The sequence below is a fragment of the Pseudomonas sp. FA-1 genome, from assembly GCF_056856075.1.
Genome location: NZ_JBWXTH010000004.1, coordinates 280,712 through 305,321, shown reverse-complemented (window position 1 = coordinate 305,321; position 24,610 = coordinate 280,712). Strand labels below are relative to the sequence as shown.

General features: G+C 63.0%; 20 protein-coding genes. 13 read left to right on the top strand and 7 right to left on the bottom strand.

Going from position 1 to position 24,610, the window contains the following annotated elements:
• Positions 1-202: 202 nt before the first annotated feature.
• Positions 203-1,639, bottom strand: a complete 1,437-nt coding sequence (gene rhlB / locus AC1MHZ_RS10175) for an ATP-dependent RNA helicase RhlB (protein WP_084857210.1) — start codon at positions 1,637-1,639, stop codon at positions 203-205.
• A gap of 101 nt (positions 1,640-1,740) precedes the next feature.
• Entirely contained in the window at positions 1,741-2,397 is a 657-nt protein-coding gene (locus tag AC1MHZ_RS10170) for an alpha/beta hydrolase (protein ID WP_084857211.1), read from the bottom strand.
• A gap of 336 nt (positions 2,398-2,733) precedes the next feature.
• On the opposite strand from AC1MHZ_RS10170, the gene AC1MHZ_RS10165 reads away from it, so the two are divergent.
• The 4 genes from AC1MHZ_RS10165 to AC1MHZ_RS10150 all read left to right on the top strand — a co-directional run bounded on the left by AC1MHZ_RS10165 (position 2,734) and on the right by AC1MHZ_RS10150 (position 6,890).
• Entirely contained in the window at positions 2,734-3,762 is a 1,029-nt protein-coding gene (locus AC1MHZ_RS10165) for an amino acid ABC transporter substrate-binding protein (RefSeq protein WP_084857213.1), read from the top strand.
• Positions 3,763-3,828: 66 nt separating this feature from the next.
• Positions 3,829-5,007 (top strand): amino acid ABC transporter permease, encoded by a 1,179-nt coding sequence (locus tag AC1MHZ_RS10160; RefSeq protein ID WP_368829348.1) that lies wholly within the window; start codon positions 3,829-3,831, stop codon positions 5,005-5,007.
• Between the two features lie 10 nt (positions 5,008-5,017).
• Positions 5,018-6,115 (top strand): amino acid ABC transporter permease, encoded by a 1,098-nt coding sequence (locus AC1MHZ_RS10155; RefSeq protein ID WP_084857217.1) that lies wholly within the window; start codon positions 5,018-5,020, stop codon positions 6,113-6,115.
• A gap of 10 nt (positions 6,116-6,125) precedes the next feature.
• Entirely contained in the window at positions 6,126-6,890 is a 765-nt protein-coding gene (locus tag AC1MHZ_RS10150) for an amino acid ABC transporter ATP-binding protein (protein WP_084857219.1), read from the top strand.
• Positions 6,891-7,005: 115 nt separating this feature from the next.
• Here the strand turns inward: AC1MHZ_RS10150 and algW are convergent, their stop codons facing one another.
• Positions 7,006-8,166 carry a Do family serine endopeptidase AlgW gene (gene algW / locus AC1MHZ_RS10145; protein ID WP_482966310.1) on the bottom strand — a complete coding sequence of 387 codons (1,161 nt, stop codon included), beginning with the start codon at positions 8,164-8,166 and terminating at the stop codon, positions 7,006-7,008.
• A gap of 257 nt (positions 8,167-8,423) precedes the next feature.
• Here algW and AC1MHZ_RS10140 point away from each other — a divergent pair, with 257 nt between their 5' ends.
• The 4 genes from AC1MHZ_RS10140 to AC1MHZ_RS10125 all read left to right on the top strand — a co-directional run bounded on the left by AC1MHZ_RS10140 (position 8,424) and on the right by AC1MHZ_RS10125 (position 12,797).
• Complete coding sequence (locus AC1MHZ_RS10140; RefSeq protein ID WP_084857223.1) at positions 8,424-9,182, top strand: Nif3-like dinuclear metal center hexameric protein; 759 nt, start codon at positions 8,424-8,426, stop codon at positions 9,180-9,182.
• 247 nt (positions 9,183-9,429) lie between these two features.
• The gene (gene cysD / locus AC1MHZ_RS10135; protein ID WP_084857225.1) at positions 9,430-10,347 is read left to right on the top strand and encodes a sulfate adenylyltransferase subunit CysD; all 918 of its coding nucleotides are present in this window, start codon (positions 9,430-9,432) and stop codon (positions 10,345-10,347) included.
• A 16-nt stretch (positions 10,348-10,363) separates the two neighbouring features.
• Positions 10,364-12,265: a sulfate adenylyltransferase subunit CysN gene (gene cysN / locus AC1MHZ_RS10130; RefSeq protein WP_480462297.1), complete on the top strand. Its 1,902-nt coding sequence runs from the start codon at positions 10,364-10,366 to the stop codon at positions 12,263-12,265.
• 154 nt (positions 12,266-12,419) lie between these two features.
• A complete protein-coding gene (locus tag AC1MHZ_RS10125) occupies positions 12,420-12,797 on the top strand; it encodes a tail fiber domain-containing protein (RefSeq protein ID WP_084857229.1) in 378 nt (125 codons plus the stop codon).
• 820 nt (positions 12,798-13,617) lie between these two features.
• On the opposite strand, the gene AC1MHZ_RS10120 is transcribed toward AC1MHZ_RS10125, so the two are convergent.
• The gene (locus AC1MHZ_RS10120; RefSeq protein ID WP_465001743.1) at positions 13,618-14,097 is read right to left on the bottom strand and encodes an Lrp/AsnC family transcriptional regulator; all 480 of its coding nucleotides are present in this window, start codon (positions 14,095-14,097) and stop codon (positions 13,618-13,620) included.
• 127 nt (positions 14,098-14,224) lie between these two features.
• Between AC1MHZ_RS10120 and AC1MHZ_RS10115 the strand changes: the two genes are divergently transcribed.
• Positions 14,225-15,436 (top strand): methionine gamma-lyase, encoded by a 1,212-nt coding sequence (locus AC1MHZ_RS10115; RefSeq protein WP_084857233.1) that lies wholly within the window; start codon positions 14,225-14,227, stop codon positions 15,434-15,436.
• Positions 15,437-15,494: 58 nt separating this feature from the next.
• Positions 15,495-18,191: an alpha-ketoglutarate dehydrogenase gene (gene mdeB / locus AC1MHZ_RS10110; RefSeq protein ID WP_482966309.1), complete on the top strand. Its 2,697-nt coding sequence runs from the start codon at positions 15,495-15,497 to the stop codon at positions 18,189-18,191.
• Between the two features lie 64 nt (positions 18,192-18,255).
• Here mdeB and AC1MHZ_RS10105 read toward each other — a convergent pair whose 3' ends face one another.
• Entirely contained in the window at positions 18,256-18,693 is a 438-nt protein-coding gene (locus tag AC1MHZ_RS10105; RefSeq protein WP_084857237.1) for a Z-ring associated ZapG family protein, read from the bottom strand.
• A gap of 135 nt (positions 18,694-18,828) precedes the next feature.
• Here AC1MHZ_RS10105 and AC1MHZ_RS10100 point away from each other — a divergent pair, with 135 nt between their 5' ends.
• From AC1MHZ_RS10100 to zapE, 3 genes are all read left to right on the top strand, one after another.
• On the top strand, positions 18,829-19,464 hold the full coding sequence (locus tag AC1MHZ_RS10100) for an alpha/beta hydrolase (RefSeq protein WP_084857239.1): 636 nt from the start codon (positions 18,829-18,831) through the stop codon (positions 19,462-19,464).
• Between the two features lie 25 nt (positions 19,465-19,489).
• Positions 19,490-20,839, top strand: coding sequence for a tryptophan--tRNA ligase (locus AC1MHZ_RS10095; RefSeq protein ID WP_084857242.1), 1,350 nt, complete (start codon positions 19,490-19,492; stop codon positions 20,837-20,839).
• 84 nt (positions 20,840-20,923) lie between these two features.
• Positions 20,924-22,018, top strand: a complete 1,095-nt coding sequence (gene zapE, locus AC1MHZ_RS10090) for a cell division protein ZapE (protein ID WP_084857244.1) — start codon at positions 20,924-20,926, stop codon at positions 22,016-22,018.
• A gap of 119 nt (positions 22,019-22,137) precedes the next feature.
• Here the strand turns inward: zapE and AC1MHZ_RS10085 are convergent, their stop codons facing one another.
• Together AC1MHZ_RS10085 and AC1MHZ_RS10080 are read right to left on the bottom strand one after the other, a co-directional pair.
• Positions 22,138-23,034, bottom strand: coding sequence for a GlxA family transcriptional regulator (locus tag AC1MHZ_RS10085; RefSeq protein WP_172403018.1), 897 nt, complete (start codon positions 23,032-23,034; stop codon positions 22,138-22,140).
• 298 nt (positions 23,035-23,332) lie between these two features.
• Positions 23,333-24,373: an NADP(H)-dependent aldo-keto reductase gene (locus tag AC1MHZ_RS10080; protein WP_482966308.1), complete on the bottom strand. Its 1,041-nt coding sequence runs from the start codon at positions 24,371-24,373 to the stop codon at positions 23,333-23,335.
• Positions 24,374-24,610 lie beyond the last annotated feature (237 nt).

The window sequence follows — 24,610 nt, the reverse complement described above, 5'->3', positions numbered from 1 at the left end:
TGGACTTTTTGTTTATTTGGACAATATCGCGGGCGCAAAAAGGTTGGGATGCAGCGCAGCACCAGAAAGGGAGGGGCAAAAGAGGAGGGGCGAGGCGTTGCCCAGAGAACAGGCACTGCGGCTCGGCGCAGTGCCTGTGGGAGCGGTCTTGCCGGGGGGCGGACCGTTCGGGAAGGGGCACAAGGTGCCCCAAGGTATGGCATCAGTGATGCTTGCGCGGTACCGCCTTCAGCAGCTCGTCCGGCGGCATTTCGCACTTGATCTTGCGCCCCAGCAGCTCCTCGATGGCCGGCAGCTGGTAGGCGTCGTCCTCGCCCGCGAAACTGATCGACACGCCATTGGTGCCGGCCCGGCCCGTGCGGCCGATGCGGTGCACGTAGTCGTCCGGGTCTTCCGGCAGGGTGAAGTTGATCACGTGGCTGATGCCATCGATGTGAATGCCGCGGCCGGCCACGTCGGTGGCCACCAGCACGGCGATGCGGCCTTCACGGAAGCTTTCCAGGGTGCGGATGCGCTTGTGCTGCGGCACGTCGCCTGACAGCTGGGCGGCGTTGATGCCGTCGCGCACCAGGCGCTCCTCGACCCGCCGCACTTCGTCCTTGCGGTTGGCGAAGACCATCACCCGTTCCCACTTGTTCTGGGTCACCAGGTTGTACAGCAGCTTGTACTTGTCACTCGAGGCCACGGCATAGACGTGTTGCTCGACCGTTTCGCTGGCCACGTTCTCCGGCTCGATCTCGACGATGGCCGGGTTGGTGGTCCACTGCTTGGCCAGGTTCATTACATCATCGGTGAAGGTGGCCGAAAACAGCAGCGTCTGGCGTTCGCTCTTGGGTGGGGTCTGGCGGATGATCTGGCGCACCTGCGGGATGAAGCCCATGTCGAGCATGCGGTCGGCTTCGTCCAGCACCAGTACCTCGACCATGTCCAGGTGCACCTCGCCGCGCTGGTGGAAGTCCAGCAGGCGGCCCGGGGTGGCCACCAGGATGTCGCAATGGCGCGCTTCCAGTGCCTTGAGCTGCTTGTCGAAGTCCATGCCGCCCACGAACGTCATCACGTTCAGGCCGCTGTACTTGGTCAAGGCCATGGCGTCCTTGGCGATCTGCACCACCAGCTCTCGGGTCGGCGCGATGATCAGCGCACGCGGCTCACCCATGTAGCGCTCTTTGGGCGGTGGGGTCTGCTGCAGCTGAGAGATGATCGAGATCAGGAACGCCGCGGTCTTGCCGGTGCCTGTCTGGGCCCGGCCGATAGCGTCCTTGCCACGCAGGGTATGGCCCAGTACCTGGGCCTGGATCGGTGTGCAGTAGGGGAAGCCCAGGTCGTGGATGGCATGCATCAGCTCGTTGGACAGCTTGAAGTCATGGAAGCGGGTCTTGCCTTCCTGGGGCTCGACCACGAAGTCTTCCGGCTTCCACAGGCTGGCCTGGGGCTTTGGCTTGCGCTCGCGGCGCGGCTTGTCCTTGGCTGCGGGTTTGTCTGCGCGCGGGGCGGCTGCCGGTGCTGGCGTTTCGACAGGTTGCACGGCCGCTGTCGGCGGCTCTGCCGCGGGCGGAGGGGTAATCACGTTGGCAACGGGCGCGACGGCCTGCGGGGCAGCGTCGGGCTTGCCGAATATTTTCTTGAGTGCCTTGAGCACGATCGTCTCGTCAACTGGTTAAGGAGTGTACGCCGGGCAGTGTAATGCAAGAACCGGGCGCGGCGTAGTGGAGTGCGCTGACAACTACAGGCGAACCCTGCTTATTGCAGCTGCTTGCCCAGCCAGTCGTGGATATCGCCGAGTTCCTCGACCACCACTTCGTGTTCCATCGGGTATTCATGCCAGCGGGCGGCGACACCCCAGCTGTTCAGGTATTCGAAGGCGGTACGGCCCATGGAGGGGATCACCACCGGGTCGTGCACACCATGCAGGCACAGGGCTGGGGTACGTTGCTGGCAGGCGCTCAGCTGGTGGGTGTCACTGAAGGTCGGGGCGTAGGTAGACAGCGCGATCACGCCACCCAGCGCCTCTTGCCACTTTATATAGGCTGTGTGCAGGACCACGGCGCCGCCTTGGGAAAAACCGGCCAGGAAGATTCGGGTCAGGTCGATGCCCTTGGCCCGTTCCGCTTCGATCAGGCCGATGATCTGCTCGGCCGACTCCTCCAGTTGCACCTCGTCGATCGCGCGTGCCGGGGTCATGGCCTTGATGTCGTACCAACTGGGCATGGCGTAGCCGCCATTGATGGTCACCGGCCGGGTGGGTGCCTGGGGCATGACGAAGCGGGTGCTGAGCAGGCGCTCCTGCATGAATTCGGCCACAGGTAGGAAGTCGTAACGATCGGCCCCCAGGCCGTGCAACCAGATCACACAGGCGTCGGCGGTGTTCTGGGGTTCGAGGATCAACGGGTTGGTCATGGCTGCTCCGAAAGTGTGCGCACGCGCAGGTTCTTGTGCGTGAAAAGAAGGCGTGCATGGGTAATGCCACAAGAAGATGTCGCAACTCTACAACTTTTCCGGCTTGACGACCGCTTAAACGCTTAAGCGCGCGACTGTGGTACGCCCTTTGCTACGGATCAACCGATGCGAGGGGAGAGGCCGGCGACGGTAACACCCCTGTGCGGAGAGTAAGGCTGTCATCAGAACAGCTCATTGCGCCATTGACCCAATAACAAGCCAACCAGGGTCGGATGCGCCTCATAAGGGTGCGGTGCAATTCCGGCTCGATACAACAAGAGCGATTGGAGGTTGTGAATGAAGATGTTGAAAACCACCCTGGCAGTCCTGACCGCTGCCGCTGCGCTGGGCGCCACCAGTTTCGCCCAGGCCGGCGCCACCCTCGATGCGGTCAAGAAGAAGGGCTTCGTCCAGTGTGGCGTGAGTGACGGCCTCCCGGGCTTCTCGGTACCGGATAGCACCGGCAAGATCGTCGGTATCGACGCCGATGTATGCCGCGCCGTGGCGGCGGCGGTGTTCGGTGACGCCACCAAGGTCAAGTTCAGCCAGCTCAACGCCAAGGAACGCTTCACCGCGCTGCAGTCGGGCGAAGTCGACGTGCTGTCGCGCAACACCACCTGGACCAGTTCGCGCGATGCCGGCATGGGCCTGGTGTTCGCCGGTGTCACCTACTACGACGGCGTCGGTTTCCTGGTCAACAAGAAACTGGGCGTCTCCAGCGCCAAGGAGCTCGACGGCGCGACCATCTGCATCCAGGCCGGTACCACCACCGAGCTGAACGTCTCGGACTTTTTCCGCGCCAATGGCCTGAAGTACACCCCCATCACCTTCGACACCTCCGACGAAAGCGCCAAGTCGCTGGAGTCCGGCCGTTGCGACGTGCTGACATCGGACAAGTCGCAGCTGTTCGCCCAGCGCTCGAAGCTGGCCGCACCGAGCGAATACGTGGTCCTGCCGGAAACCATCTCCAAGGAGCCGCTGGGCCCGGTGGTGCGCAAGGGCGACGAGGAGTGGTTCAGCATCGTCAAGTGGACGCTCTTCGCCATGCTCAACGCCGAGGAGGCGGGCATCACCTCGAAGAACGTCGAAGCCGAGGCCAAGTCCACCAAGAACCCCGACGTCGCCCGCCTGCTGGGCACCGACGGCGAATATGGCAAGGACCTGAAGCTGCCCAAGGACTGGGTGGTGCAGATCGTCAAGCAGGTAGGCAACTATGGCGAAGTGTTCGAGAAGAACCTGGGCCAGAGCACCGACCTGAAGATCGACCGTGGCATGAACGCTCTGTGGAACAACGGCGGCATCCAGTACGCGCCTCCAGTGCGCTGATGGCTGCACCCTGCGGCGGCATCCCGCCGCCGCAGGTTGTTCGATCCCATCCTTGCGGGGCATTTCATGCAAAATCGAATCGGCGCGCAGAAGGGGTTTTCCCTGAGCGATCCACGTGTGCGCGCGTGGCTGTTCCAGGTGGTCACGGTGGTGTTCGTGGTCGGCCTGGGCTGGTACCTGTTCCATAACACCCAGGCCAACCTGCAACACCGGGGCATCACCTCGGGCTTCGACTTCCTCGAGCGCAGTGCGGGCTTCGGCATCGCCCAGCACCTGATTCCCTACGTGGAGTCGGACAGCTATGCCCGGGTATTCGTCATCGGCCTGCTCAACACCCTGCTGGTGACCTTCATCGGCATCATCCTGGCCACGGTGCTGGGCTTCGTCATCGGCGTGGCGCGGCTGTCGCCGAACTGGATGATCAGCAAGCTGGCGACCGTGTACGTGGAAACCTTCCGCAACATCCCGCCGCTGCTGCAGATCCTGTTCTGGTATTTCGCCGTGTTCCTCACCCTGCCGGGGCCGCGGGGCAGCATCAACCTCGACGACACCTTCTTCATCAGCAACCGTGGCCTGAACATGCCCGGTGCGACCTTGGCCGAAGGCTTCTGGCCGTTCGTGCTGGCGCTGGTGCTGGCGGTGCTCGCCATCGTGCTCATGGTGCGCCTGGCCAACAAGCGGTTCGACGAGACTGGCGAGCCGTTCCACAAGTTCTGGGTGGGGCTTTTGATGTTCATCGGCATCCCTGGGATCTGCGTGCTGCTGTTCGGCAGCCCGGTGCACTGGGAGGTGCCACAGCTCAAAGGCTTCAATTTCGTCGGCGGCTGGGTGCTGATCCCCGAGCTGCTGGCATTGACCCTGGCGCTGACCATCTACACCGCAGCGTTCATCGCCGAGATCGTGCGCTCGGGCATCCGCTCGGTCAGCCATGGCCAGACCGAGGCCGCGCGTTCGCTGGGCCTGCGCGAGGGGCCGACCCTGCGCAAGGTGATCATCCCCCAGGCCTTGCGGGTGATCGTGCCGCCGCTGACCAGCCAGTACCTGAACCTGGCGAAGAACTCATCTCTGGCGGCCGGCATCGGCTACCCGGAGATGGTCTCGCTGTTCGCCGGTACCGTGCTCAACCAGACCGGCCAGGCCATCGAGGTGATCGCCATCACCATGAGTGTCTATCTCGCCATCAGCCTCAGCATTTCGCTGCTGATGAACTGGTACAACAAGCGCATCGCGCTGATCGAGCGGTGAGGGTACGCCTGTGACAGCCCATGTTTTCAAACCCGACATGCCGCCACCGGTGAAGACCGTCGGCGCGCTCGCATGGATGCGTGCCAACCTGTTCTCCAACTGGCTCAACACCTTGTTGACCCTGTTCGCCCTGTACCTGGTCTGGCTCATCGTGCCACCGCTGGTGCAGTGGGCGTTCATCGATGCCAACTGGGTCGGTACCACCCGTGCCGACTGCACCCAGGAGGGCGCCTGCTGGGTGTTCATCCAGCAGCGCTTCGGCCAGTTCATGTATGGCTACTACCCGGTGGAGCTGCGCTGGCGGGTCGATCTGACCGTCTGGCTCGCCGTGCTCGGCGCCGCGCCGCTGTTCATCAAGCGCTTCCCGCGCAAGGTGGCCTACGGCCTGGGCTTCTTGGTGTCGTACCCGGTGCTGGCCTACACATTGCTGCATGGTGGTTACCTGGGCCTTGCCACAGTCTCCACCAGCCAATGGGGTGGCCTGATGCTGACCCTGGTGATCGCCACCGTCGGTATCGTCGGTGCCTTGCCGCTGGGCATCCTGCTGGCGCTGGGGCGGCGCTCCAACCTGCCGGCGGTGAAGGTGGTGTGCGTGACCTTCATCGAGTTCTGGCGTGGTGTGCCGCTGATCACCGTGCTGTTCATGTCTTCGGTGATGCTGCCGTTGTTCCTGCCCGAGGGCATGAGCTTCGACAAGCTGCTGCGGGCGATGATCGGGGTGATCCTGTTCCAGTCGGCCTACATCGCCGAGGTGGTTCGCGGTGGCCTGCAGGCCATTCCCAAGGGCCAGTACGAGGCGGCTGCGGCCATGGGCCTGGGTTACTGGCGGGCGATGGGGCTGGTGATCCTGCCCCAGGCGCTGAAGCTGGTGATCCCCGGCATCGTCAACACCTTCATCGCCCTGTTCAAGGACACCAGCCTGGTGATCATCATCGGCCTGTTCGACCTGCTCAACAGCGTCAAGCAGGCCGCCGCCGACCCGGCCTGGCTGGGCATGGCCACCGAGGGCTACGTGTTCGCTGCCCTGGTGTTCTGGGTTTTCTGTTTCGGTATGTCCCGCTACTCCATGCACCTGGAGCGCAAGCTGGACACTGGCCACAAGCGTTAGGAGTTTCGAAATGAGTGAAGCGAGCAAGCAGCCTGTCGGCCCCGAAGGCATCATCCAGATGCAGGGTGTGAACAAGTGGTATGGGCAGTTCCACGTGCTCAAGGACATCAACCTGAACGTGCGCCAGGGTGAACGTATCGTGCTGTGCGGGCCGTCGGGCTCGGGTAAGTCGACCACCATCCGCTGCCTCAACCGCCTGGAAGAGCACCAGCAGGGCCGTATCGTGGTCGATGGCGTGGAGCTGACCAATGACCTCAAGCAGATCGAGGCGATCCGCCGTGAGGTGGGCATGGTGTTCCAGCACTTCAACCTGTTCCCGCACCTGAGCATCCTGGAGAACTGCACCCTGGCGCCGATGTGGGTACGCAAGATGCCCCGGCGCAAGGCCGAGGAAATCGCCATGCACTACCTGGAGCGGGTGCGCATTCCCGAACAGGCGCACAAGTATCCGGGGCAGTTGTCCGGTGGCCAGCAACAGCGCGTGGCGATCGCCCGGGCGCTGTGCATGAAGCCCAAGATCATGCTGTTCGATGAACCGACCTCGGCCCTGGATCCGGAGATGGTCAAAGAGGTGCTCGATACCATGGTGGGCCTGGCCGAGGACGGCATGACCATGCTCTGTGTGACCCACGAGATGGGCTTTGCCCGGACGGTGGCGAACCGGGTGATCTTCATGGACAAGGGCGAGATCGTGGAACAGGCGGCGCCGGATGACTTCTTCGACCGGCCGCGCAGTGACCGGACCAAGTTGTTCCTCAGCCAGATCCTGCATTGATGTGTTGGGGCCGCGTTGCGGCCCTTTCGCGGCACAAGGCCGCTCCTACGGGAGACACGCGATTTCCTGCAGGCGCGGCCTTGTGCCGCGAAAGGGCTGCAAAGCAGCCCCTGGTTTACTTCTGTTCCTGCGACGCAACCGGCGCCGGTGGCGGCCGCAACCCCACTTCGGCGATCAGCTTGAGCTGTTCGCCATTGCGCATCACTTCGATGGAAATCTTCTCGTTGGGCTTGATCCGCGCCACCTGGTTCATCGACTTGCGTCCGTCGCCGGCCGGTTCGCCGTTGATGCTCAGGATCACGTCACCCAGCTGCAGGCCTGCACGTTGCGCCGGGCCGTCGCGGAAGATGCCTGCCACCACGATGCCCGGGCGGTCCTTCATGCCATAGGACTCGGCCAGTTCCTGGCTCAGCGGCTGCACCTCGATGCCCAGCCAGCCACGGATCACCTGGCCATGTTCGACGATCGACTTCATGACCTCCAACGCCAGCTTGACCGGGATGGCGAAACCGATGCCTTGGGAACCACCGGACTTGGAGAAGATCGCAGTGTTGATGCCGATCAGGTTGCCGTTGGCATCGATCAGCGCCCCGCCCGAGTTGCCCGGGTTGATCGCCGCGTCCGTCTGGATGAAGTCTTCGTAGTTGTTCAGGCCCAGCTGGTTGCGGCCGGTGGCGCTGATGATGCCCATGGTCACGGTCTGGCCGACGCCGAAGGGGTTGCCGATAGCCAGGGATACGTCGCCGATGTGGATGGTGTCGGAGCGGCCGATGGTGATGGCCGGCAGTTTCTTCAGGTCGATCTTCAAGACCGCGAGGTCGGTTTCCGGGTCGCTGCCGATCACCCGCGCAAGGGTTTCACGGCCGTCCTTGAGCGCCACCACGATCTGGTCGGCGCCGCTGGTCACGTGGTTGTTAGTCAGCAGGTAGCCTTCGGGGCTCATGATCACCGCCGAACCCAGGCTCGACTCCCAGCGCCGTTGCTTGGGCAGGTTGTCGCCGAAGAAGCGGCGGAACTGCGGGTCTTCGAACAGCGGGTGCGAACTCTTGTTCACCACCTTGGTGGTGTACAGGTTGGCCACGGCCGGGGCGGCCAGGGTCACGGCGTCGGCATAGGACACCGGCCCCTGCACGATGCGCGAGGTCTGGGGGGCCTGCTGCAGGTTGACGTCCTGGCTGGGCAGGCCGACCCATTCGGGAAAACGCTGGATGATCAGCATGGCGATCAGCACGCCGGTAAGCAGGGGCCATCCAAAAAAACGCAAAGCCTTGAGCATCGAATGAATCCTGGGAGTAGGGCAGGGGCCGGTGGCTACGCAGCGGGGAGCGAGCGCGCGCGATCATACACTGGTAGCAGCGCTCCTACACGGGGTGTATCGACCCTGTGGGAGCGGATTTACCCGCGACTGACGATGCCACGCACGGATCCCCAGGCGATTGCAGCCGGTTTCCCCGAAGCCGGCGACGGCCCATAATGGCGGCCATTATACGGGCGTTGCGCCCACCGAACGTGCAGATTTCGAGGAGATTTTCCATGGCCGTCGCCCTGAGCACCCTGGTGGAGGAAGCCGAGCGCTACCTGGCCAGCGCCAAGATCCAGGATTACTGCCCCAACGGCCTGCAGGTCGAGGGCCGGCCGCAGGTCAGCCGCATCGTCAGTGGTGTCACCGCCAGCCAGGCCTTGCTCGACGCCGCGGTCGAGGCCGAGGCCGACCTGGTGCTGGTGCATCACGGTTACTTCTGGAAAGGCGAGAATCCCTGCATCACCGGCATGAAGCAGCGCCGCCTCAAGACCCTGCTCAAGCATGACATCAGCCTGCTGGCTTATCACCTGCCGCTGGACCTGCACCCGGAGGTGGGCAACAACGTGCAGCTGGCTCGCCAGCTGGATATCACTGTCGAGGGGCTGCTGGACCCGGACAACCCCAAGGTGGTCGGCCTGGTGGGGTCGCTCGCCGAGCCGGTGTCGGCGCGTGATTTCGCTCGGCGGGTGCAGGAGGTCATGGGGCGCGAACCGCTGGTGATCGAGGGCGAGCAGATGATCCGTCGGGTGGGCTGGTGCACCGGCGGTGGGCAGGGGTACATCGACACCGCCATTGCTGCAGGGGTCGACCTGTTCTTGAGCGGCGAGGCGTCCGAGCAGACCTTCCACAGCGCCCGCGAGAACGGCATCAGCTTCATCGCCGCTGGCCACCACGCGACCGAGCGTTATGGCGTCCAGGCGCTGGGCGACTACCTGGCTCGGCGCTTTGCGCTGGAGCACCTGTTCATCGACTGCCCGAACCCGATCTGATTTCATCGGCCCAATCGCCGGCAAGCCGGCTCCCACAGATACGGCGGTGCCGCTGAAACCAGCGCAGGACCGGTGGGAGCCGGCTTGCCGGCGATTGGCGGGCCTCGATTCCCCCCCAAACCCCCAGTCATATCGTTAGATTCTTTCGGTCTATCCAGCCTCCTAAATAGAATCAAGTGCTGTGATACAGTGCCAGCCTCGAACACGGCCCGCTGGCCGTCCATAAGATCGTTTTTCGTGAGTAGCCATGGTCGACAAACTGACGCACTTGAAACAGCTGGAGGCGGAGAGCATCCACATCATCCGCGAGGTGGCCGCCGAGTTCGACAACCCGGTGATGCTGTACTCGATCGGCAAGGACTCCGCCGTGATGCTGCACCTGGCGCGCAAGGCCTTCTTCCCGGGCAAGCTGCCGTTCCCGGTGATGCACGTCGACACCCAGTGGAAATTCCAGGAGATGTACCGCTTCCGCGACAAGATGGTCGAGGAGATGGGCCTGGAACTGATCACTCACGTCAACCCCGAAGGCGTGGCCCAGGGCATCAACCCGTTCACTCATGGCAGCTCCAAGCACACCGACATCATGAAGACCCAGGGCCTGAAGCAGGCGCTGGACAAGTACGGCTTCGATGCCGCGTTCGGCGGCGCCCGCCGCGACGAGGAGAAGTCCCGGGCCAAGGAGCGCGTGTACTCCTTCCGCGACAGCAAGCACCGCTGGGACCCGAAGAACCAGCGCCCGGAGCTGTGGAACATCTACAACGGCAAGGTCAACAAGGGCGAGTCGATCCGCGTCTTCCCGCTGTCGAACTGGACCGAGCTGGACATCTGGCAGTACATCTATCTCGAAGGCATCCCGATCGTGCCGCTGTACTTCGCCGCCGAGCGCGAGGTCATCGAGAAGAACGGCACCCTGATCATGATCGACGACGAGCGCATCCTCGAGCACCTTACCGATGAGGAGAAGGCACGTATCGTCAAGAAGAAGGTGCGTTTCCGTACCCTCGGCTGCTACCCGTTGACGGGCGCGGTGGAGTCGGAGGCCGACAGCCTCACCGACATCATTCAGGAAATGCTCCTGACGCGCACTTCCGAGCGCCAGGGCCGTGTCATCGACCACGATGGCGCAGGCTCCATGGAAGACAAGAAACGTCAGGGCTATTTCTAATTCTCAGGGTTACTCCATGTCGCACCAATCCGATTTGATCAGCGAAGACATCGTCGCTTATCTGGCTCAGCACGAGCGCAAAGAACTGCTGCGGTTCCTCACCTGCGGCAACGTGGATGACGGTAAGAGCACCCTGATCGGGCGCCTGCTGCACGACTCCAAGATGATCTACGAGGACCACCTCGAGGCCATCACCCGCGACTCCAAGAAAGTCGGCACCACCGGCGAGGACGTGGACCTGGCGCTGCTGGTCGATGGCCTTCAGGCAGAGCGCGAGCAGGGCATCACCATCGATGTCGCCTACCGCTATTTCTCCACCGCCAAGCGCAAGTTCATCATCGCCGACACCCCAGGCCATGAGCAGTACACCCGCAACATGGCCACCGGTGCATCGACCTGCGACCTGGCGATCATCCTGGTCGATGCCCGCTACGGCGTGCAGACCCAGACCCGCCGGCACAGCTTCATCGCCTCGTTGCTGGGCATCAAGCACATCGTGGTCGCGGTCAACAAGATGGACCTGAAGAACTTCGACGAGCAGGTCTTCGAGTCGATCAAGGCCGACTACCTGAAGTTCGCCGAGGGCATCAACCTCAAGCCATCGAGCCTGCACTTCGTGCCGATGTCGGCGCTCAAGGGTGACAACGTGGTCAACCGCAGCGAGCGTTCGCCGTGGTACACCGGCCCTGCGCTGATGGAAATCCTCGAGACCGTGGAAGTGGCGGCCGATCGCAACTTCACCGACCTGCGCTTCCCGGTGCAGTACGTCAACCGCCCGAACCTGAACTTCCGCGGTTTCGCCGGCACCATCGCCAGCGGCATCGTGCACAAGGGTGACGAAGTGGTCGTGCTGCCGTCGGGCAAGAGCAGCCGGGTCAAGTCCATCGTTACCTTCGAAGGCGAGCTGGAAAACGCAGGGCCAGGCCAGGCCGTGACCCTGACCATGGAAGACGAGATCGACATTTCCCGTGGCGACCTGCTGGTGCATGCTGACAACGTCCCACCGGTGACCGACCAGTTCGACGCCATGCTGGTGTGGATGGCCGAGGAGCCGATGCTGCCGGGCAAGAAGTACGACATCAAGCGCGCCACCAGCTACGTGCCGGGCTCTATCGCCAGCATCACCCACAAGGTGGATGTGAATACCCTGGAGCAGGGCGCTGCCAGTGCGCTGCAACTGAACGAGATCGGCCGCGTCAAGGTCAGCCTGGACGCCGCGATCGCCCTGGACGGTTACGACAGCAACCGCACCACCGGCGCGTTTATCGTCATCGACCGCCTGACCAACGGCACCGTCGGCGCCGGCATGATCATCGCGCCGCCCGTATTGCCGCACGGCAGCACCGGCCACCATGGCAAGCTGGCTCACGTCTCCACCGAGGAACGTGCCCTGCGCTTCGGCCAGCAGCCGGCCACCGTGCTGTTCAGCGGCCTGTCCGGCGCGGGCAAGAGCACCCTGGCCTATGCCGTCGAACGCAAGTTGTTCGACATGGGCCGTGCGGTATACGTGCTCGACGGCCAGAACCTGCGCCATGACCTGAACAAGGGCCTGCCGCAGGACCGCGCCGGTCGTACCGAGAACTGGCGTCGTGCCGCCCATGTGGCACGCCAGTTCAACGAAGCCGGCATGCTGACCCTGGCCGCCTTCGTGGCGCCGGACGCCGAAGGCCGCGAGCAGGCCAAGGCACTGATCGGCAAGGAGCGCCTGGTCACCGTCTACGTGCAGGCATCGCCGATCGCCTGCCGTGAGCGCGACCCGCAAGGCCTCTATGCTGCTGGTGGCGACAACATCCCGGGCGAAAGCTTCCCGTACGATGTGCCGCTGGACGCGGACCTGGTGATCGACACCCAGGTCACCAGCGTCGAAGAAGGCGTCAAGCAGGTGCTGGATGTGCTGCGCAAACGCGGCGCGATCTGATCTGCGATGCGTCAATGGAAAACCCCGCTTCGGCGGGGTTTTCTTTTTTGCATTTGGCTGTTTTCCCCAGGGTGCTGTTGAAAAGCCAGCTTTTGCGCGTTGCCTCGCTGCGACATCGTTGCGCGGCAAATAAACAATCCGTGTAGGAAAATTCATGTCCCTCAAGAAAGTCGTCTCCATTGCGCTACTCGCTCTTTCCGGTACCGTTGCAAGCACTGCCTACGCCGACCTCGGCGCCAAGTGCTGCCCGTTCAGCGATGAGCGCTTGAAGACCAATGTCGAGACCCTGCTGGACTCGACCAACACCTTGACCAAGATCCATGGTGTGCGCTTCAAGTGGAAGGCGTCGGGGCGCGAGGACATCGGTGTCGTTGCGCAGAATGTGAAAGAGGTATACCCCGAGCTGGTGCATGAGAAGGATGGCCTGCTGACGGTCGATTACGAGAAGCTGGTGGGCCCGCTGATCGAGTCGGTACGTGAGCTGAACCAGCGTATCGAAGTGCTGGAAAAGGCCCAGGCCGCTCATCATTGACGTCCCGCGAGCCGGGCTGCGCTGTTAGAGCGAGAGCAGGCGCGTAGCGCCGATCTTGTGGGGGCGGGCAATGATCCTGTTGTTCCGCTCATGCATAGCACCCCGCCAAGGGGCTGCTATGCAGCCCATCGACAGGATCACACAACCCTCAAGGTGAGCGAGCTCCTTGTAGGAGCGGGCTTGTCCCGCGATGGGAGGCGTAGCGGGCCAACTGCTTGAATGTGCGCCCTTGAGCCAAGGCGGGTGTTCTTTTCTTATGGGCTGAATTTCAGCCACCTTTCTGCTTTCCAGGCCGTGTTACCCGCTTCAAGCTGTAGGGTCTTTGATCCATCGAAAATGCTCTTGATAATCCATCTGCCGCTCGCAGCCTTGCTTGTAGGGGTCCATATTGCACTGGAAATGGATATCTTGCTTGTCTGGGAGAATCATGGGCATTTCGCGCTGCATCCACATAACAAGAACATGGTCATCACTGCTAATTGCTTCATGGGGAGCCCGTAATCTATTTTTTTTGACTGGCCGTTTGTGCTCGATGAATTATTGTCGATTAAGGGCGCCCAGATCTGATTATTCTATGTGGGAAAAATCCTTCTGTGATGTAGGACGTTTTTCATTGATTAGGGCGGAAATTGACTCGGTTTTCAGGAGGGTGAGGCATGTAAGAGATGTAGAAGGATAAAGATATACCCAGAAATTTACCCTCCTGTCCCTAAGCCGCTCATTAATATACCGCATGACTTTCCATGACCAACAAATGATGGCCATGTGGCGTAGCCCCCAAGCTATAAGTTCTTTGTAGCTTGGCGGTCGTTATAGGGGATTAGATATGGGCTTCCGTCACCGGTATGACCCGCTTTTCCTTCACCGCCTTGTACGAAAAACTCGAATAGATCTCCTTCACACCCGGCAACCGCTGCAAGACTTCCCGGGTGAACTCCCCAAACGACTCCAAGTCCCGCGCCAATATCTCCAGGAGAAAGTCATACCGCCCAGAAATGTTGTGGCAAGACACGATCTCCGGGATCTCCAGCAATCGCTTTTCGAATGCCAGGGCCATTTCCTTGGTGTGCGAATCCATCATGATGCTGACGAAGGCCGTGACGCCGAAGCCCAGTGACTTGGGCGAAAGGATGGCCTGGTAGCCGGTGATATAGCCGTTGTCCTCAAGCAACTTGACGCGCCGCCAGCAGGGCGAGGTGGTCAGGGAAACCTGGTCGGCCAGTTCGGCGACGGTGAGGCGGGCGTTGTCTTGCAGGGCCGCGAGCAGGGCGCGGTCGGTGCGGTCCAGGGTCGAAGGCATGTCTTGCCCTCCTATTGTTGTGATTGTTGTTTTTATTCCAAAAAACCTGTGGGTGCGTGGGCGATTTTGGAAAAATACCCGCCGCCTGGTGGCATAAGCTTATAACAAACCACCAGAGGCTGTTGCCATGCGCGACTGCGATAACAAGACCGGTTTTTCCACGCGGGCCATCCACCATGGTTACGACCCGTTGTCCCATGGCGGCGCACTGGTGCCGCCGGTATACCAGACCGCGACCTACGCCTTCCCGACCGTCGAATACGGTGCTGCCTGTTTCGCCGGGGAGGAGAGCGGGCATTTCTACAGCCGCATCTCCAACCCGACCCTGGCCCTGCTCGAGCAGCGCATGGCGTCGTTGGAGGGCGGCGAGGCGGGCTTGGCGCTGGCGTCGGGGATGGGCGCCATCACCTCGACCCTATGGACCTTGCTGCGCCCGGGCGACGAGCTGATTGTCGGGCGCACCTTGTATGGCTGCACCTTCGCCTACCTGCACCACGGCATCGGCGAGTTCGGCGTGAAGATCCGCCACATCGACCTCAACGACGAAAGCGCCCTGAAGGCGGCCATCACGGCGAAAACACGGATGATCTATTTCGAAAGCCCGGCCAACCCCAACATGCAGTTGGTCGATATCGCAGCCGTGGCCGACGCGGTGCGCGGGCATGACATCCCTATCGTGGTCGACAACACCTATTGCACGCCCTACCTGCAGCGCCCGCTGGAGCTCGGCGCCGATCTGGTGGTGCATTCGGCCACCAAGTACCTGAGCGGCCATGGCGATATCACGGCAGGCCTGGTGGTGGGGCGCAAGGCGTTGATCGACCGAATCCGGCTGGAAGGGCTCAAGGACATGACCGGTGCGGTGCTCTCACCCCATGATGCCTCGCTGCTGATGCGTGGCATGAAGACCCTGACCCTGCGCATGGAGCGCCATTGCAGCAATGCCCAGCAACTGGCCGAGTACCTGGCGCGCCAGCCCCAGGTGGAACTGATCCACTATCCAGGCTTGCCTAGCTTCCCTCAGCATGCGCTGGCCCAGCGGCAGATGCGCCTGCCCGGTGGGATGATCGCCTTCGAACTCAAAGGCGGCATCGAGGCGGGGCGGCGGTTCATGAATGCGCTGCAACTGTTCAGCCGCGCCGTGAGCCTGGGCGACGCCGAGTCGTTGGCCCAGCACCCGGCGAGCATGACCCATTCCAGCTATACGCCGCAGGAGCGTGCCCACCATGGCATTTCCGAGGGCCTGGTGCGCCTGTCGGTGGGCCTGGAGGACATCGAGGACCTGGTCGCCGATATCGCCCAGGCGTTGAAGGCCTGTGCTTTCTCGGGGCAACGCTGAACGCTGTGGGACCGCGAAATCAGACAGTGATGCGTTTGTTCTGCGAAGGGGACACCCGATGGTGGCAATGATCAACCCGAACGAGCCATCCTCGGCTCAAGATGTCGACCTGGACAGCGACCCGGCCGAAACGGCTGAATGGTGCGATGCACTCGAATCCACGCTGGCCCATTGCGGCCCGGCGCGGGCACGCTACCTGTTGCAGCGCCTGCAGAGCCATGCCCTGGCGCTGGGCCTGGCGCGCGATGCCCTGCCGTTTTCCGCCTACCGCAACACCTTGCCGGTGGAGCAGCAGGGCGCCTATCCCGGTGATCTGGAACTGGACGAACGCATCACCGGCATCCTGCGCTGGAACGCCCTGGCCATGGTGGTGCGAGCCAATCACGCCTATGGGGACCTGGGTGGGCATATCGCCAGCTACGCTTCGGCTGCGGAGATCTTCGAGGTCGGCTTCCAGCATTTCTTCCGCGGCGAAGGCGGTGGAGAACAGCGCACCGGCGATCTGGTGTTCTTCCAGCCCCATTCGGCACCGGGCATCTATGCGCGTGCCTTTCTCGAAGGGCGCCTGAGCGAGGCGCAACTGGCCAACTATCGCCAGGAGGTCACTGGCAATGGCCTGTGCTCCTATCCACACCCCTGGCTGATGCCCGATTTCTGGCAATTTCCCACCGGCTCCATGGGCATCGGCCCGCTCAATGCAATCTACCAGGCGCGCTTCATGCGCTACCTGCAGCATCGCGGCCTGGCCGACACAGACTCGCGGCATGTCTGGGGCGTGTTCGGAGACGGCGAGATGGACGAGCCGGAATCCATCGCCGGCTTGACCCTGGCGGTGCGTGAGGGGCTGGACAACCTGACCTTCATCGTCAACTGCAACCTGCAGCGGCTGGATGGCCCGGTACGCGGCAACGGCCAGATCATCCAGGAACTCGAGGCACTGTTCAGTGGCGCCGGCTGGAATGTGATCAAGGTGCTCTGGGGCTCGGAATGGGACCCGCTGTTCGCCCGCGACCATGAGCACGTGCTGCTGCGCCAGCTGGCCGCGACGCCGGATGGGCAGTATCAGACCCTCGGCGCCAAGGACGGCACCTACAACCTCGAGCACTTCTTCAACCAGCACCCGGCCCTGCAGCGGCTGGTGGCGCACATGAGCGCCGAGCAGATCAACGCCCTCAAACGGGGTGGCCACGATTTTCGCAAGTTGCATGCGGCCTACGCTGCGGCCAAGGCCTGCAAGGGCCGGCCAACGGTGATCCTGGCCAAGACCAAGAAGGGCTACGGCATGAGCAGTGCCGGCGAATCAAGGATGACCGCGCACCAGGCCAAGAAGCTGGATGTCCAGGCGCTGCTGGCGTTTCGTGATCGCTTCCACCTGCCGTTATCGGACGAAGCGGTGGCGCAGTTGCGCTTCTATCGCCCGGCAGACGACAGCCCGGAAATGCTGTACCTGCACCAGCGCCGTGCGGCTCTCGGTGGGCCTTTGCCTGTACGGCGCAGCGATTGCCCCCGACTGCCGGTGCCTGACCTGGCAACCTTCGGCGACTTCGCCCTGCAGGCCCAGGGCAAGGAGATGTCCACCACCATGGCGGCGGTGCGCCTGCTTGGGCATTGGCTGAAGGCGCCAGGGTTGGGGCCGCGGGTAGTGCCCATCGTCGCGGACGAGGCGCGTACCTTCGGCATGGCCAGCCTGTTCCGGCAGATCGGCATCTACTCGTCCTGCGGGCAACGTTATGAGCCGGAGGATGCAGGTTCTCTGCTGACCTACCGGGAAGCCAGGGACGGTCAGTTGTTGGAGGAGGGCATCACCGAAGCTGGGGCGATTTCCTCGTGGGTGGCTGCGGCAACGTCCTATGCGGTGCATGGTGAGCCCATGCTGCCGGTGTACATCTACTATTCGATGTTCGGCTTCCAGCGGGTCGGCGACCTGATCTGGGCGGCCGCGGACCAGCGTGCTCGCGGCCTGTTGCTGGGCGCCACGGCCGGGCGTACCACCTTGGGTGGCGAAGGGCTGCAGCACCAAGACGGTTCGAGCCTGGTGATGGCGGCGCTGGTCCCCAATTGCAGAGCCTGGGACCCCTGCTTTGCCGGTGAGCTGGCGGTGATCCTCGACCATGCCGCCCGGCGCATGCTGGTGGAACAGCAGGACGAGTTCCATTACGTGGCGGTGATGAACGAAAACTACCCACAGCCTTCGCTCCCCGAGGGCAAGCATGCGGATGTGTTGCGCGGCATGTACCTGTTCGCCAGCCAGCACGCGCTGCAGTCGCGTGGCACGGTGCGGCTGCTGGGCTCGGGTGCAATCCTGCGCGAGGTCGTCGCCGCCAGTGAGCTGTTGGCCACCGAATGGCAGGTCGACAGCGAGGTGTTCAGCGTGACCAGCTACAGCGAACTGGCCCGCGAGGCGCGGGATGCGCAGCGTGCGTCGGTACGTGGGCACGGCGGTGGGCAGGAAAGCCATGTAAGCCGTTGCCTGGCCGGTGATGCGCCCGTGGTCGCGGCCAGCGACTATGCGCGGGCCTGGCCGCAGTTGATTGCCGAATATGTACAGGCGCCCTATATGACCCTCGGCACCGACGGCTTCGGGCGTAGCGACACCCGCCCGCAATTGCGGCGCTTCTTTGAGGTGGACCGGTACAGCGTGGTGATGGGAGCGTTGTACAGCCTGGTCGGGCAGGGGCGGTTGAGTGAGGAGGTGCTGGCGCAGGCGAGGGAGCGGTATGGAGTGGGCGAGCGTATGGCGCCCTGGTATTGCTGAGGCGAGGGCGTAGCCCGCCCGGCGGCATCAATGAAAAAGGCCTCTTGCGAGGCCTTTTCGATGTTCAGCGCTTGAGCCCGTAGCTCTCGTCGAGCATGCCCGGCGAGTTCGGTGCCTTGGGCGCGTAGTCGCGTGGTACCTCGGCGGTGTCCTTCGGCGGGGTCAGGCGGTCACGTGGGCCCTGCGCGGCTTCAGAGTGCAGCGCGGCCAGCAGGCGCTGGCGGGTCAGGTCATCCAGGGCCAGGCGGTTGGCACCGTCGGCCAGGTGGTCCTGTACGTCCTGGTAGCTCTGGGTCAGTTTCTTGACCAGGGCTGCAGTGCTGTTGAAGTGGGTGACCACTTCATTCTGGTAATTGTCGAAACGCTGCTGGATATCATCCAGCTGGCGCTGGGTATTGCTGGGCGCTGCGTTGGGCAGCAGGCGGGCCACGACGAAGCCGACCACCACGCCGACGACGAGGGCCAGGGTCGGCAACAACCAAACAAGGAGCGAGAGTTCCACGAGTCCTTCCTCTATAAACGGCTTTGCTTTACGTTAACGGCTCAGACCTGCGCTGTATACCGCGAGCGATCGCAAATCAGAACAGAATTCTTCAGCTAGACGAGTCGACCCTTCCCGAGGTCACGGAGTTGTGCCTTGCTTATCCGCGAAACCCCCTTGTTCATCGATGGTCCCTGCGGCCAGCTGGAAGCCTTGTACCTGGATGTGGCCGATGCCCGCGGTGCGGTGCTGATCTGCCACCCGAACCCGGTGCAGGGCGGTACCATGCTCAACAAGGTGGTCTCGACCCTGCAGCGCACTGCCCGCGATGCCGGCTACATCACCTTGCGCTTCAACTACCGTGGCGTGGGCCAGAGTGCTGGCAGCCATGACATGGGCGCCGGCGAAGTCGCCGATGCCGAGGCCGCCGCCACCTGGTTGCGTGCCAAGCATCCTGGCCTGCCGCTGGTGCTGATGGGCTTCTCGTTCGGCGGTTTCGTCGCCGCCAGCCTGGCCGGTCGCCTGGAGGTCGATGCCGTCGAGCTGCAGCATCTGTTCATGATTGCCCCGGCCGTGATGCGCCTGAGCGAGCAGTTCCCGCTGCCCCAGCGTTGCCCGCTGACCGTGGTGCAGCCGGAAACCGACGAAGTCGTCGACCCACAGCTGGTATACGACTGGTCCGACAAGCTGCCGCGCCCCCATGAGCTGCTGAAAGTGGCAGAATGCGGACACTTCTTCCATGGCAAGCTGACCGATCTGAAGGATCTGGTGCTGCCGCGTCTTTCGAACTGAGCCAAGCCTGATCAAGCGATAACCCATGACTACGCGCATCCTCACCGGTATCACCACCACCGGCACCCCGCACCTGGGCAACTACGCCGGCGCCATCCGCCCGGCGATCCTCGCCAGCCAGCAGCCCGGCGCCGACTCGTTCTACTTCCTGGCCGACTACCACGCCCTGATCAAGTGCGACGACCCGCTGCGTATCCAGCGCTCGCGCCTGGAAATCGCCGCCACCTGGCTGGCCGGCGGCCTGGACCCAGCCAAGGTCACCTTCTACCGCCAGTCCGATATCCCCGAGATCCCCGAGCTGACCTGGCTCCTGACCTGCGTGGCCGCCAAGGGCCTGCTCAACCGCGCCCATGCCTACAAGGCCTCCGTGGACAAGAACGTCGAGGCCGGCGAAGACCCGGACGCCGGCGTGACCATGGGGCTGTTCAGCTACCCGGTGCTGATGGCCGCCGACATCCTGATGTTCAATGCCCACAAGGTGCCGGTTGGCCGCGACCAGATTCAGCACGTGGAGATGGCCCGCGACATCGGCCAGCGCTTCAACCACCTGTTCGGCCAGGGCAAGGACTTCTTCGCCCTGCCGGAGGCTGTGATCGAGGAAAGCGTGGCCACCCTGCCGGGCCTGGATGGCCGCAAGATGTCCAAAAGCTATGACAACACCATCCCGTTGTTCACCAGCGCCAAGGACATGAAGGATGCGATCTCGCGCATCGTCACCGATTCCCGTGCCCCGGGCGAGCCGAAGGATCCGGACACCTCCCACCTGTTCACCCTATTCCAGGCCTTCTCCACCCCGGCGCAGTCGGCCGAGTTCCGCGAAGAGCTGCTGCAGGGCCTGGGTTGGGGCGAGGCCAAGCAGCGCCTGTTCCAGTTGCTCGACGGCCAGCTGGCCGGGCCTCGCGAGCAGTACCACCAGCTGATCGCTCGCCCTTCGGACCTGGAAGACATTCTCCTGGCTGGTGCCGCCAAGGCCCGCAAGATCGCCACGCCGTTCCTCGAGCAGCTGCGCGAAGCTGTTGGCCTGCGTTCCTTCCGCACCGCCGTGCAGGTGTCCACCGAAGTGAAGAAGAAGGCTGCCAAGAGCGCCCGCTTCGTCAGCTTCCGTGATGAAGACGGCAGCTTCCGCTTCCGCCTGCTGGCCGCCGATGGCGAGCAATTGCTGCTTTCGCGCCGCTTCGCCGATGGCAAGAGCGCCGGCGCCGTGAGCAAGCAGCTGCAGCAGGGCGGTGACGCCGATGTGCGCGTCGAAGGCCTGGGTTTCTCGCTCTGGCTGAACGGCGAGCAGGTTGCCGACGGGCCGCAGTTCGATAGCGTCGAGGCCCGTGATTCGGCCATCCAGAGCCTGCACGAGGCCTTGGCGCCGCAGCAGGGCTGAGGCAATTCGCCGCAACGCCAATTGCCATTATGCGGGCCTGTCGCTACAGTGACGGCCCGTTTTTTGTTGCCTCGCTAACGAATCATGACGCCCCTCGAACGATATCAAGCAGATCTGAAACGTCCCGACTTCTTCCATGATGCGGCGCAGGAAACTGCGGTGCGTCATCTGCAGCGCCTGTACGACGACCTGCTGGCGGCGCAGAACAACAAGCCGGGCGTGTTCGGCAAGCTGTTCGGCAGGAAGGAACAGGCGCCGGTCAAGGGCCTGTACTTCTGGGGTGGGGTAGGGCGAGGCAAGACCTACCTGGTCGACACCTTCTTCGAGGCGTTGCCCTTCAAGCAGAAGATGCGTACGCACTTCCACCGCTTCATGAAGCGTGTGCACGAAGAAATGAAGACCCTCAAGGGCGAGAAGAACCCGCTGACCATTATCGCCAAGCGCTTCTCCGAGGAAGCCAAGGTGATCTGCTTCGACGAGTTCTTCGTTTCCGACATCACCGATGCCATGATCCTCGGCACCTTGATGGAAGAGCTGTTCAAGAACGGCGTGACCCTGGTGGCGACGTCCAACATCGTCCCCGATGGCCTGTACAAGGACGGCCTGCAACGCGCGCGCTTCCTGCCGGCCATCGCCCTGATCAAGCAGAACACCGAAGTTGTCAACGTCGACAGCGGCGTCGACTATCGCTTGCGCCACCTGGAGCAGGCCGAGCTGTATCACTACCCGCTCGACGATGCCGCTCACGAGAGCCTGCGCCAGAGCTTCCGGGCATTGACACCCGAGTGCACCCAGGCGGTCGAGAACGACGTGCTGGTGATCGAGAACCGCGAGATCCAGGCCATCCGCACCTGCGACGACGTTGCCTGGTTCGACTTCCGCGCCCTGTGCGACGGCCCGCGCAGCCAGAACGACTACATCGAGCTGGGCAAGATCTTCCATGCCGTGCTGCTGAGCAATGTCGAGCAGATGGGGGTGACCACCGACGATATCGCCCGCCGTTTCATCAACATGGTCGACGAGTTCTACGACCGGAACGTGAAGCTGATCATCTCGGCAGAGGTGGAGCTCAAGGACCTGTACACGGGCGGGCGTCTGAGCTTCGAGTTCCAGCGCACCTTGAGCCGCCTGCTGGAGATGCAGTCCCACGAGTTCCTGTCCCGCGCGCACAAGCCTTGATTGGGTGAAAAGGGGTCGCTTCGCGGCCAATCGCCGGCAAGCCGGCTCCCACAAGTTCTGCGCTGGACTTGTGCGAGCCGGCTGGCCGGCGATTGGGGGGCGAAGCGGCCTTTTTTGTTTCAGGCTTCCTGCATGAACTGCTGCCGATACTGGTTCGGCGACAGTTCGGTATGCTGGCGGAACAACCGCGCAAAGAAGCTGGCATCGTCATAGCCCACTTCGTAGCTGATGGTCTTGATGCTCTTGCGGGTGCTCGAGAGCAAGCCCTTGGCCGTCTCGATGCGCAGGCGCTGCAGGTAGTGCAGGGGCTTGTCACCGGTGGCGCTCTGGAAGCGACGCATGAAGTTGCGAATGCTCATGCCGTGGTTGCGCGCCACGTCCTCGAACCGGAACTTGTCGGCGAAGTGCTCCTCCAGCCAGTGCTGGATCTGCAGGATGATCAGGTCCTGGTGCAGCTTCTGCCCGCCGAAACCCATGCGCCCCGGGGTATAGCTGCGCTGGACCTCGTAGAGAATGTCCCGTGCCACGGCGCGGGCGACGTTGGCGCCGCAGAAACGCTCGATCAGGTAGATGTACAGATCGCACGCCGAGGTGGAGCCGCCTGCGCAGTAAAGGTTGTCGGCATCGGTCAGGTGCTTGTCCTGGTTCAGGCGCACGTTCGGGAAGCGCTCGGCGAAGCTGTTGAAGAAGCGCCAGTAGGTGGTCGCCTCCTTGCCGTCGAGCAGGCCGGCCTCGGCGAGCCAGAACACGCCACTGGCCTCGCCACACAGCACGGCGCCGCGGGCGTGCTGTTCGCGCAACCACGGCAGGACCTGCGGGTAGCGTTGCTGCAAGATGTCGAAGTCTTCCCAGAACGCCGGGAGAATGATCACGTCGGCATCACCCAGGCCACCATCGACCGGCACCTGCACGTTGCTGAAACTGTCCACGGGTTTGGCGTCCGGGCTCACCAGGCTGATGTCGAACATCGGTTGCAGGCCCAGGCCCAATTGCTTGCTGTAGCGCAGGCTGGCCAGGTGGAAGAAGTCCTTGGCCTGCATGAGGGTCGAAGCGAACACCTTGTCGATGGCCAGGATGCTGACGCGCCGCAGCGACGCGGAGGGTTGGGTGAACATCATTGTCATTGTTCTTATAGGGTAGAGTGGTCAATCACCGGCTGGATCGTCTTATTTTTTGGCGGTTGTGTCTACCCTGGCATACCGCGCGGGTTCCTTGGCGGATATACCCGCTCCCACAAGTGCCCGACAGGCCAGAAGGGCAGCGAGGCCCAGTGGGAGCGGGTTTACCCGCGAAGAGGGCGGTACGGGGCTGCGCTCAAGGCGCCGGGTTGGGCTGCTCCTGATGGATCGCCTCGATGGCCGCGAGCAGTTCGTCGCTCAGGGTCAGGGCCAGGCTGTCCAGGTTGCTCTGCAATTGCTCCACGCTGGTGGCGCCGAGGATATTGCTGGTCACGAACGGTTGGCGGGTCACGAACGCCAAGGCCATCTGCGCCGGGTCCAGGCCATGGGCCCGGGCCAGTTGTACGTAGCGGCTGCAGGCCGCCACGGTCTGCGGGTTGGAGTAGCGGGCGAAGCGGCTGAACAGGGTCAGACGCGCACGCTCCGGCCGGGCACCGTCTTCGTACTTGCCCGAGAGCATGCCGAACGCCAGAGGCGAATAGGCCAACAGCCCGCACTGTTCACGGATCGCCACTTCCGCAAGGCCCACCTCGAAGCTGCGGTTGAGCAGGTTGTAGGGGTTCTGGATCGACACTGCTCGCGGCCACCCGCGGGTTTCGGCCAGGTGCAGGAACTTCATCGTGCCCCAGGGCGTTTCATTGGACAGGCCGATGTGGCGTATCTTGCCCGCGCGCACCTGCTCGTCGAGCACTTCCAAGGTTTCTTCCAGCGGCGTGAAGTGGTCGTGCGGCAGGTGCTGGTAGCCGAGCTTGCCGAAGAAGTTGGTGCTGCGCTCGGGCCAGTGCAGCTGGTACAGGTCGATGCGATCGGTGTGCAGGCGGCGCAGGCTCTCGTCCAGGGCGGCGACGATGTGCTGGCGGTTGTGCTTGAGCTGGCCATCGCGGATATGGCTGATGCCGTTGCCTGGGCCGGCCACTTTGCTGGCCAGGATCCAGTCGTCGCGATCGCCATGGCGGCGGAACCAGTTGCCGATGATGCGCTCGGTGGCAGCGTAGGTTTCCGGGCGCGGAGGCACCGGGTACATCTCGGCGGTATCGATGAAATTGACCCCACTGGCCTTGGCCAGGGCGATCTGGGCGAAGGCTTCGGCCTCGTCGTTCTGCTCGCCCCAGGTCATGGTCCCCAGGCACAGGGCGCTGACGTTGAGGTCGGTACGGCCGAGCTGGCGGTATTCCATCAGGCATCGTCTCCTTGCAAATGAAGCCATCAAATCAGGTTGAAATTTTTTGCGCAATCTGGATAATTCTGCCCCTCTCCGTGTGGCGGAAGTGATGCACCACCATGCAGGAGGAACCCTTGTCGAACATTGGACGCGCCGACCCGAGCCCCCAATAGCGTCCGTGTGCGGCTGCGCGCTTGCCCTTGGCAAGCTGTGCACTATCCAGTAAGATTCGCCGTCTATTTTTCGCTGGGC